Here is a 10,385-nt window from a genome sequence, read left to right as displayed (position 1 = left end):
ATCGCGACCTTCGACGGCTTGAAAGCCGACGGCGTTCCCTATAATTTTGTTAGTGAACAGGCGCAGGGCGATTCCGACACGCTGACTTCGCAGCTGATCAATCTGGCCGGATTGGTATCTGGCGATTCGTTGTACCTGAGTTTTTATACCCAACCCAAAGGGCTCGGCGAACTACCTGATCGCGCGGATACTTTCCGACTGGAATTTCTGAACCAGAAGGGAGATTGGATCGCGGTCTGGAAACGCGGCGGTGGCGACCCCGACACTACTTTCCGGCGTACTTTTCTTCCTATCAAAGACCCGGGTTTTCTGCACGCCAATTTTCAGTTTCGCTTTCGGGCCTTTGGCCGCTCGTCAGGAGCTTTCGACACCTGGCATCTCGACTACATTTATTTAAATAAAAATCGCTCGATCTCCGACCGTTTCATTAAGGACATTGCTGTCAGGAAGCCCCTCACGCCGCTTTTCAAGCGCTACACGGCGATGCCGTTCAAGCATTATTTCGCCAATCCTACTGCCGAAACTACCGATAGCGTCCGCACCGACATCGTCAACCTTTTCAATAACTTCAATTTTACATCTTTCACCTTCACAATTACTAACCTGCTGACTGGCAAGGAAATCCAACGCTATCAGGAACCCGTTTCACAAATCATCGCCGCCCAGCAAACCCAGCGCAAGAGCGTTCCGGTCAAGCCTCTCACTAAGCCCGACACTGGACAGCGGATGCTACTGCGCTACAAGTTCGACCTGCTCACGACCGACGACCAGAACCCGACCATCCCGACGGTAAATCTGCGGCGGAACGACACCATTAGCGCCACTGCTGAACTGGCCGACTACTATGCCTACGACGACGGAAGCGCGGAATTTGGCGTCAGAATGAACCAACGGCTGGGGCGCACCGTCGTGCGGTTTGTCACCAAAACGCCGGACACGCTGGGTGGGCTACGGATGGCCCTGGTACCGATCCGTAAGGACGTGAGCGGACAGGGATTTACCATTCAAGTGTATAGCAACCGCGACGGTCGACCCGACCGCGTGCTGTACCAGAAGTCGGTACCCGTAAAGTACGGCGCGACCCGCAACGAATTCACAACCTACGAATTTAACGAGGGCGTGGCCGTCACGGACACATTTTACGTTGGCTGGCTGCAAATCAGCGCGGATGGTTTGGCGGTAGGTTTTGACCGAAATTCCAACCTGGGTACTTCTCAGCTTTTCTCCAACCTCTCCACCGAGTGGGCGGCTAATACCGAAATACAGGGTAGTGTAATGGTGCGGCCCTTCTTTGGCGGCAAGGCCAGCGGCATCATTACGAGTGCCGAGCCTTTACCAACCTTGAAGGTGCAGGTTTTTCCCAACCCGACTAACGGCATGATTCGCTGGGACAATGACGCCATCCAGCAGATCGACGTTTACTCACTCCAAGGCATCAAAGCCAAAACTATTCAACCTGTTGCAGGACAGCGTGAGGCGTCCCTTGCCGAACTGCCAGATGGACTGTACTTGCTGCGCTTGACGGATGGGCTGAGGGTAGTTGGTCAGAAGATTTTATTGAAGAGGTAGTTTCAAACTTTGGACAACAAGCTTTTTTCCTCAAAATACTTCATTTGCTTTTCTCGCATCATAAATAATCTTGCAACCAATTAGAAACAGTAGGTATACAACTTACTACCTGTAGTTTACAGCCAAAAATTGTTCAATAACAAAGAGCTTACATCCCCTAAACACATGGATATTACCGTACAAGAACTGAAAGAGCGCCTCGACAACGGCGAAAAAATGAATTTTTATGACGTGCGCGAGGAGCACGAGTACGAAGAAGATAACTTAGGCGCCACACTCATCCCCTTAGGCAGCCTGCCCGACGAGTTAGAAGATCTAAAGGCCAAAAAAGAAGAGGAAATTATCGTTCATTGTCGTTCGGGCGCCAGAAGCGGCAATGCACAGAAGTACTTGCAAGCCAATGGTTTCTCTAATGTCCGGAATGTGACGGGCGGGATTTTAGCCTATCGGCGGATGGAGGAAGAAGAAGATTGATGTTTGGGTAGCAGTTTTCCTGATACCAATATTTTTTCTCATTTGATGATAGACGAACAGATACTTGTCGAGAAACTAGCTTTGCTGAAACCTATTTTGGCGGAAAGGTATCATGTGGCTAAAATTGGATATTTTGGTTCTTACGCCAAGGGTCTAGCTGACGAATCGAGCGACATAGATATTTTGGTAGAATTTGCTGAACCTGTGGGCTGGGAATTTTTCAGAGTTCAGGATGCTATTGAAGAGATATTGGGGATTCGCGTTGATCTGGTCACCCAGAAGGCAATCAGAGAATCCATGCGTAGCCGCATTCTTCAGGATTTGAAATGGGTTTGAAGTCGAATGAGAGGGAGTTTACTTTATTTCTTTATGATATAGTTAGCAGTATTGAGAAGATCAATATTTGCATTAAGGGAGTGTTCGACTCGCATAGATCCAGAAATAATTTGGCGCATCGCTACGCTTCATCTACCGAATAATCTGACTCAGATCAAAAAAATAATTGAGCATTTTGAAGCCACACGATATATTTTAGACTTCCACTGCTTCCAGAATCCATTTCTTCACCCCCGCATAATCTTCCGCCTGAAACCAGGCATAATTCCCCTGGTGCCGAAACCAGGTAAGCTGCCGCTTGGCGTAGCGTCGGGTATTCTGTTTGAGTAGGCGAACCATCTCCGCTTCGTCGTAGTCGCCGTCCAGAAAGCCGAACACTTCTTTGTAGCCGACCGTTTTCAGAGCGTGGTGGTTGCGGTAGGCGATGACACTTTTCGCTTCCTCGACCAAGCCATCGGTCAGCATTTGATCCACTCTTCTTTCGATGCGCTCGTAGAGTTCGCCTCTTTCGCGTTCGAGGGCGATTAGAATAATGTTAAAGGACCGCTTACCGGGTTTTTCTTTTTGGAAAGACGAAATTGGCCTGCCCGAACTGTAAAAAACTTCCAACGCCCGCACGACGCGCTGCGGATTCTGGAACTCCGCCGTAGCCGAAAACACCGGATCCAGGTGCAGCACTTCCGATTGCAAATATTCCAAACCATCCTCGCGCAGTTGCCGCATCAACTCTTCCCGTAAACCCGGCTCGGGCCGGGGCAAGTCATCCAGTCCTTCACATACCGCCTTGATGTAGAGACCAGAACCGCCCGTCATGATAACGCAGTCCTTTTTCTGGAACAGATTGTTTAACAATGCCAAAGCATCGCGCTCGAAATCACCTGCGCTGTAGGTTTCGGCTATTGAATGCGAATTGATGAAATGATGCGGAACCTGACGCAATTCGGCTTCGGTAGGTTTAGCTGTGCCGATACTCAACTCCCGAAAAAATTGTCGCGAATCGGCGGAGATAATCTCGGTATCCAATTCTTTGGCCAATTTCAGGCAAAGCTCCGTCTTGCCCACGGCGGTGGGGCCGGCGATGACGATGAGGATTTTTAGCGGCTGGTGGACGTTGGTCAATGGAAATTCATTCTTGCCCGTTGCGTATCGATTACTTTCGCAAAACTCTGAGTTTTCTACGATAATTTCATCCCCGCGCGGTGTTCACTTCAGCATTTTATTAAACAATCGCCGGGTGTTGGAAAAGGATTGCCCTTTTCCAACACTCGGCGATTATCATCCTGGTAATTACCAGCTTCTTAGAGGGGCGGGAATTTTTTCTTTGAAAATGTCCAGTCCAGGTCCTTCCCGGTGGATGCGGATGCGTTCTTTCTCAAACCCCAGAATGGGATAGGACCCTTTTTCGGTCGCCGTTTTTTCGGCCGTAATAAATAGGTTAATGCCTCGTGTTCTGCCAAATTCCAGTGCCTTTTCAAACTGCACGATCGACCCTTCGGGATCGCCGCTGATGTTGCAACTGGTACAAAGCGGGGCGCAGTAGTTGCTGTAGTTCCAAATCTCGTCCGGCGAACAAGCCGCAAATGAATCCTCGATTGCACTGAACAACCTCCGGTAAGCACCCGTTAGCAAGAGTCCCTGGTGGGTGCCGTCTCTGATGGTTTTCGACTGGAAATTCTCCTCCCGGAATTGGAGACGGAAAAAGGCACCAGTCAGGGCGGCATAATCCTTGGCATTCGCAAAACAGCCGGGTAAGCATTCGGTCTTGGCCTGGGTCAAAAATCGGTTCAACGATCCGATGACCGTTCCGTAGTTTTTACCCGGCACTCTGGATTTTAAGGCGTCCAGTTGCCTGGCTCCCTCACTCGTAGGGGCAGCCAAAAGACCAAATACGCTGGGAAGTTGCAACAGAATTGGACTCCGATGGATTTCGTCGATCACCAGGCCGATAGTCGATTTGTCGTTGATTGAAACGGTTTTCATTGTCGGGTTTAGTTATGGATTGAACAGGTAAAACTTACCCCACAAAAGTACCCGCCACTACCCCCGGCGTTCAATACGAACTTGTTTGTATTTTGTTATGATATGAAGAAAAGTTGCCCGGCAAATCGTTAAAACTCAATCAAGACAGCCCATGTTCGATCGCGAACCGTACCAAGTCGGCGGGCTGCTTGATGCCCAGCTTGAGGTTGATGTTGTTGCGGTGGGTTTTTACGGTGGCCACGCTCAGGAACAGTTTTTCCGCGATTTCATCGTTGGTGAAGCTTTGGCCGATTAGCCCGATGATTTCGATTTCGCGCTTCGTGAGTTGGAACTGCCGCTGGAACGAATCGTCGGCGTGTTGGTCGGGATTTGTGCTTTTGGTCAGCTTAGGGTCGTAGTAGCGCTTTCCCGCCAGTACCGTTTCGATGGCGTTCAGTACCTCGTCAACCCCGGAGTTTTTCAGGATGTAGGCCGGTACGCCCAACCGCTTGCAGTCGTCCACGAATTTGCGGTCACTGTACATAGTGAGCATGATAACGCGGACGGCGGGGTAGCTTTCCCGCATTTTTTCGGCTACTTCCATCCCGTTGAGGTGCGGCATATTAATGTCCAGCAAAAGCAGGTCGGGCTGCCGGGTATGCACGGCGTGAAGTACCTCTTTCCCGCTGAACACCTGCCCCACGATTTCAATATCGTCCTCGGCACCCAGCATCATTTTCATTCCATCGTTAAAAAGTTGATGGTCATCGGCAATGAGTATCTTTTTCATTAGTTGACAGTTGACAGTTGACAGTTGACAGTTGACAATACTTATCGTCCTAAAATTCAAGTAATTAAAATAGCATATGCTTGCCGCTACACCTAAAATAAGCTAAATTCACTCATCACTCATGACTCATCACTCATCACTCATCACTCATCACTCATCACTCATCACTCATCACTCATCACTCATCACTCATCACTCAATAAGGTATTTCCACAACCACTGTCACACCACTGCTACTGATGTCGGTGTCGATTTTGCCGTTGAGGAATGCTACCTTGGAATGGAGATTCGTGTATTCGGGCGGCTCGGGGCCATTGTCTTCGGCGATGATTACCAGGTGGTTATCGTGAAAAACCAGTTGTAGGGTGGCCTCCGAAGCGTGGGAGTTTTTCAGGATGTCGTTGATGAGTTCGGCGGCAATCCGGAAAATCTGCACCTCGGTGCTGGCGTCGAGGCGGCGCTCTTGCCCGACCACGAGGTACTGGAAACGAATGTCGGTGGTGACCTGTACTTTGTCGATGGTTTCGGCCAGCGATTGGGCCAGGCCTAGTTCGGCGAAGTTCTTGGGCATGAGGTTGTGCGAAACTGTGCGTAGGTTTTCCACCGCCCGGTCTAGCAGACGGCGGGCTTCGGTCAGCAGCGGGAACTTCTCGCGAACCTCGGGCTTGCGCTGCACGCTCGACACGTAGCCGATGGCGGTCGAAAGCATGGCCCCCACATCGTCGTAGAGGTCTTCGGCCATGCGGCTCCGCTCCATTTCCAGGGCCTCAATGATGCGGTCTGACTGCGCCTGTTCCTGTTGGTGAAGCGTGGTGAGCAGTTGCTCGTTCTGCTGGCGGTAACGCTTGAAGCCAAAATACAGGACACCGAGCGACAGCAAAATTAAATCGACCAAGTAGTTGACCAAAACCAACCCTTCATTGGTAAAATTGAACAGGGGGTGTCCGGTTCTGCCGTAGCCAATATTCACAAAAAATAAAGTCAGAATCAGAAATTGCATCGTGGTGATTCCCATGTAAAACAGCACGATCGGTTCCCTTTGCCGGAGGCGTTCACGCAGGCTGAGAACAGCCAGCGGCACGACCATCAGCGAGAAAAACAGGGTCAGGATCAATAAAACCCGAAAGTAAAACGCGGGAACGGCCCGCAGCACTAACAGCAAAATCGTTAGCACCGTAGCGGCGATAATGCAGTACTTAAACGCGTTGACCCAGCGAAAAACGCGACTGTTTTGGGCGGTTTGGCCAATGAATTTTTGCATGAAATGCACCTGAAAGAGTACAATCAGCCACGCGGACAGCGTCTGCGGGTACCAGTCGTTGATTATCGGAAAGTCAGGCCACAGAAACTGAAAGAATAACCCCGATGCCGCGCCCAAGTGAAAAGCGCTCACCACCACGATTGCCATGAACCAGCCGTACAGGGCATCGGCAGTGGCCAGCCAAACCATGCCATTCAACAATAGAACCAGCCCCGTCATCCCGGCGAGTACCCCCCAGAGCAGGTAGCGGGTGCGGCCGTAATTTTCAAAAGCCGTCGGCTCCCAAAGCCGCACATTGGTGGTCAACACTTCGCCGTATTTGGCTACCCGCACAAAAACGTCGGTGGGACGCGTAGCGTCGGGCAGCACCGGGAATACCCACTGGTAGTGTGCAAATTGCCGGGTAGAGAAGGGTAGCGAATCCCCGGTAATGACCTGCTCGATAAGGGAATCTCCCACCACTTGATAATAATCGACTTGGTTCAGGCGCGAATTTTCGACTTCCAAATAGCGCAACCGTCGCGAACCGGGCGGCAACCGCAGGTGCAGCCAGTGATTGGCCGTGGTGTAATTACTCAGCAGCCGATGCGTCGGCAATGGCTCGAAATGGCCCTGGTCGTAGAGCGCCTTCATCTGCCACACGGTTTTCTGCCGCGTAGAATCAGCCAGTGTTTCGACTTTTTGGCCAAAAAGAGCGTGAGTATTGATCAGAAGGAGCAATATGAAGTGCGTGGTTTTCAAGCGAGTGGGTTTTGTCCAAAAGTAGGGGGCGTTGCCGTTCCCACCTATACAAACTTGTTTGTATTTTTTCCTACCCGCGCACCCGTATCGTTGTCCCGGTCTGGCCGGATTCGAGCTGCACCGTGGCATCCAGCGTTTGGGCGCGGGCGAGGAGGTTTTTCAGGCCGATGCCGTCCTGGTCCTGCGCCGGGTCGAAGCCTTGGCCGTTGTCCGACACGGTCAGTTGCCAGCCCGCTGTTTGCTGACGCAGCACGATGCTCCCTTCGGTAGCTTGGGCGTGTTTCGTCAGGTTATTAGTCAATTCGTTGGCGATGCGGTACAACTGCCGGGTTTGCGCCGCCGAAAAGACGGGAACCGATCCGTCGGTGTCGTGCCGGAAGTGTAGGCGGACGTTCCCCGCTTCGTTGCGCTGGGCTACTAATTCGGCCAATGCCGTCGGCAGGCCCTTTTGCAGCAAATCGGGCGGCGGACTGTCGCGCACAATCTGTTCGAGGCAGTCGTCGGTTTGGTCGATCAGGGCCACGGCTTCCGTCAGTAGTGGCGCGGGGGCGGCGTCAGCCAATAGGGCGCGCGTTTGGGTAAGGCGGCCGCCGACGTCGGTGCGCAGCAGGTCGCCCACTTGCTGGCGTTCCGATTCCAGCACATCGATGATCGCGGCATTGGTCTGCTGCTGCGTTTGGGCCAGGCTGATTTCCAGCCGCCGCTGCTCATCGAGAGATTTGCGGTAGCGGTAAGCCAGCAGATAAGCGAAAATGACAATGTCGATGAAGAAATTGACTACTACGATCAGGTAGGCATCCACGAAAAAAATGCCATCAGCCCGGTAACGCATTAGATTTTGCGCATAAATAAAAAGCTGACCGACGATCTGAATCCCGAATCCGATGGCATACAGCCGCTTGACGGAGTCCTTTGATCTTAACCCCACAAAAACCACAATGATGAACAAGACAAAAGCCACGTTCGCCAAAATTGTATGTACCAGCGTGATTAGTCGGTAGGAACCCGAGTAGCTTTGGGTCAATCCCGTCAACTGGCTGACGACCAACAGAATTAAGACCACGCAAAAAGCATATTTCAGCACCTGCATGGCCCAGAACAGCCGCTTTGCCGTCGTGCGTAGTTGCAGGAAATGCTGCTGAAACTGAAGCATCGCCGGAATATAAATCCATAGCGCTTCGATAACGGCGTCGGGATGGTTGAGGGCTGGCAGTTCGGGCCAGATGAACTGAAAGCCCAGGCCCGTGTCGGCCAACTGCCGCAGCGACAGCCCGAATGTGTACAGGCCGTACCAGCCATACACCGGGTCGCGGGTGATGGCGTAAAACAGGAAAGCCAGAGTTACGATTAGCCCGGCCAGGCCCGAGGCCATCCCCCAGAGGAGATACTCACGCTGCTCTTTGTCCTCGAAGTCGCTCGTCCGCCACAGCTTGAGTTCGGTCGCCAGGTTCTCGAAACGCTTGTCGAGCCGCAGGTAATAGTCGGCTTGTTGGTTGGCTTCCAGGTGAATCGGGTACGCGAAAGTCTTGGTGGGCGACGGGCGCTGCGTGAACGGCAGCCGACTGCCCGTTTGGCCCAGCGAGCGGAGACTGCCGTTTTTTAGTTCAAAAAACTCGACCCGGTCAATGGTGTGGTTGCGAATCTCGAATGAAAAATCGGCAGGCTGGCGGTTCGATTTGAGCCGGAAGCGGAACCAGTGGGCCGACTCGGTGTAGCCCGCGTTGAACCGCCGCTCCCGCAACCGCGTGAACGTGCCGGACGCCACGGCTTCGCGCACCGTAGCCGTGGAATCCTCCCAATGGTAAATCGGCACGGGCTGGACGGTGATGCCCCGCACTGAGGACAGGTGGTAGGAAGCCAGGCCCAGCACCAGCAGGATGACCACGACGAACAGCACTATCAGGTTACGAATCATGCCAGGGCCGGATTAGCGATTGACACACTCACCATAACCGAATGCCCCGCGTCGTTGGTGTCGAACAGCAGGTCGGCCCGGAGCAGATCCGCCTTGGATTGCAAACTGGCGGCGACAGCCTCCGCCAGACTCGATGGCTGGCCGTTGTCTTCCACCGAGAGATTCACCTGCTCCTCGTGGTACAGCAGTTGCACCGTCACCTCATTGACCTGGGCGTGGTTTTGCGCCCGGCGAATCAGTTGAACGGCCAGGCTGAACAGCAGTTGCTCCCGCTGCTCGCCCAGGGGCCGGGCTTCTCCCATTGTCACAAACTGCACCGGAATGCCCCGGCGACTGGCCTGTCGGCTGGCTTCGGCCAGCGCACCCGCCAGCCCGGTTTGGGCCAATTGCCGGGGTAGCAACTGGTGCGAGAGCGTGCGCAGTTCGTCGGCGGCTTCGTCCAGCAGCCGCTGGGCGCGTTGCAGCAAAGTGGTCGGACTGCTGCGGTCGAGCCGGGAGAGGTAGCCTTTGGCCGTGGCCAGCAGCGGCCCCACGTCATCGTGCAGGTCCTGGGCGAGTCGGCGGCGTTCGTCCTGTAATGAATCAATGACCTGCTGCTGCGCCTCCTGCCGGTTTTGGAGCAAGTCCAGTTCCAGCTGCTGGTTGCCTTGCAGCGTGGTCACGTGACGGTAGGCCAAGCCGTAGGTGAAAAAAACCAGGTCGATGAGCAGCGTTGCGCCCAGCACCAGGTAGGTTTCCAGGTCGAAGGGCAGGGGCCAGCCATTTGCCTGGCAGAGGTTCATGAACGCCACCAGTCCGTAGCCCGCAAACTGCACCGCCAGCGCGTAGCCGTAGTAGCGCACCATCCTGTCGCCCTCGCCGCGCTTTATTTTTTCGTAAAGACTCAAAATGGTCAGGACGAGGATAACCGGAACCAGATAAGAGGTAGTCAGCGACACAAATCGGTACATATACTGCTCCCTTCCCGGCACTTCCAGCCCCTGCACGCCGATGGCCAACACCAGAAGGCCCGTTATCAGCCACTTAAAAGCGTTGACCCAGCGATACAGTCGGCTGTTTTGGCGGTTCTGGTCGATGAAATACTGCATGAAGGTCGTCTGTGCCACCGCTGCCGCCCATACGTAGAGGTACACGGGCATGAAATCGTTCAAACGCGGCGTGTCCGGCCACAGGTACTGGAACCCCAGCCCGGCGTCGCAGAACAGATGCATACAGATGAAGTGCATATAGAGGTTGTACCATAAGTAAATCCAGTCGCGCACGGCCAGCAGCATCACAAAGTTCAGCACCAAAATCAGGCACACAATGCCTAGGAAAATTCCCCACAAAAAATATTCGGT

Annotated in this window: 9 protein-coding genes; 3 read left to right on the top strand and 6 right to left on the bottom strand. The window is 53.3% G+C overall.

Features of this window, described 5'->3' with window-relative positions:
• The 3 genes from ACEW8P_RS11225 to ACEW8P_RS11215 form a co-directional block, all read left to right on the top strand.
• Positions 1-1,569 (top strand): T9SS type A sorting domain-containing protein (locus ACEW8P_RS11225; protein ID WP_373513171.1); only part of this gene is annotated, 1,569 nt, incomplete at its 5' end.
• A 165-nt stretch (positions 1,570-1,734) separates the two neighbouring features.
• Positions 1,735-2,043, top strand: a complete 309-nt coding sequence (locus ACEW8P_RS11220; RefSeq protein ID WP_373513170.1) for a rhodanese-like domain-containing protein — start codon at positions 1,735-1,737, stop codon at positions 2,041-2,043.
• 45 nt (positions 2,044-2,088) lie between these two features.
• Complete coding sequence (locus ACEW8P_RS11215) at positions 2,089-2,379, top strand: nucleotidyltransferase family protein (RefSeq protein WP_373513169.1); 291 nt, start codon at positions 2,089-2,091, stop codon at positions 2,377-2,379.
• Between the two features lie 195 nt (positions 2,380-2,574).
• Here ACEW8P_RS11215 and miaA read toward each other — a convergent pair whose 3' ends face one another.
• The 6 genes from miaA to ACEW8P_RS11185 form a co-directional block, all read right to left on the bottom strand.
• Entirely contained in the window at positions 2,575-3,498 is a 924-nt protein-coding gene (gene miaA, locus ACEW8P_RS11210) for a tRNA (adenosine(37)-N6)-dimethylallyltransferase MiaA (RefSeq protein ID WP_373513168.1), read from the bottom strand.
• Between the two features lie 168 nt (positions 3,499-3,666).
• Positions 3,667-4,359 (bottom strand): hypothetical protein, encoded by a 693-nt coding sequence (locus ACEW8P_RS11205; protein WP_373513167.1) that lies wholly within the window; start codon positions 4,357-4,359, stop codon positions 3,667-3,669.
• Between the two features lie 139 nt (positions 4,360-4,498).
• A complete protein-coding gene (locus tag ACEW8P_RS11200) occupies positions 4,499-5,128 on the bottom strand; it encodes a response regulator (protein ID WP_373513166.1) in 630 nt (209 codons plus the stop codon).
• Positions 5,129-5,324: 196 nt separating this feature from the next.
• Complete coding sequence (locus ACEW8P_RS11195) at positions 5,325-7,130, bottom strand: 7TM-DISM domain-containing protein (RefSeq protein ID WP_373513165.1); 1,806 nt, start codon at positions 7,128-7,130, stop codon at positions 5,325-5,327.
• Positions 7,131-7,200: 70 nt separating this feature from the next.
• Positions 7,201-9,045: a 7TM-DISM domain-containing protein gene (locus ACEW8P_RS11190; protein ID WP_373513164.1), complete on the bottom strand. Its 1,845-nt coding sequence runs from the start codon at positions 9,043-9,045 to the stop codon at positions 7,201-7,203.
• A partial coding sequence (locus tag ACEW8P_RS11185; RefSeq protein WP_373513163.1) for a 7TM diverse intracellular signaling domain-containing protein occupies positions 9,042-10,385 on the bottom strand: 1,344 nt, incomplete at its 5' end. The genes ACEW8P_RS11185 and ACEW8P_RS11190, both read right to left, overlap by 4 nt.

The sequence above is a fragment of the Persicitalea sp. genome (assembly GCF_041751555.1).
Taxonomy (GTDB): Bacteria; Bacteroidota; Bacteroidia; order Cytophagales; family Spirosomataceae; genus Persicitalea.
The sequence above is the reverse complement of the archived record's forward strand: the minus strand, read 5'-3'. Positions and strand labels throughout refer to the sequence as shown.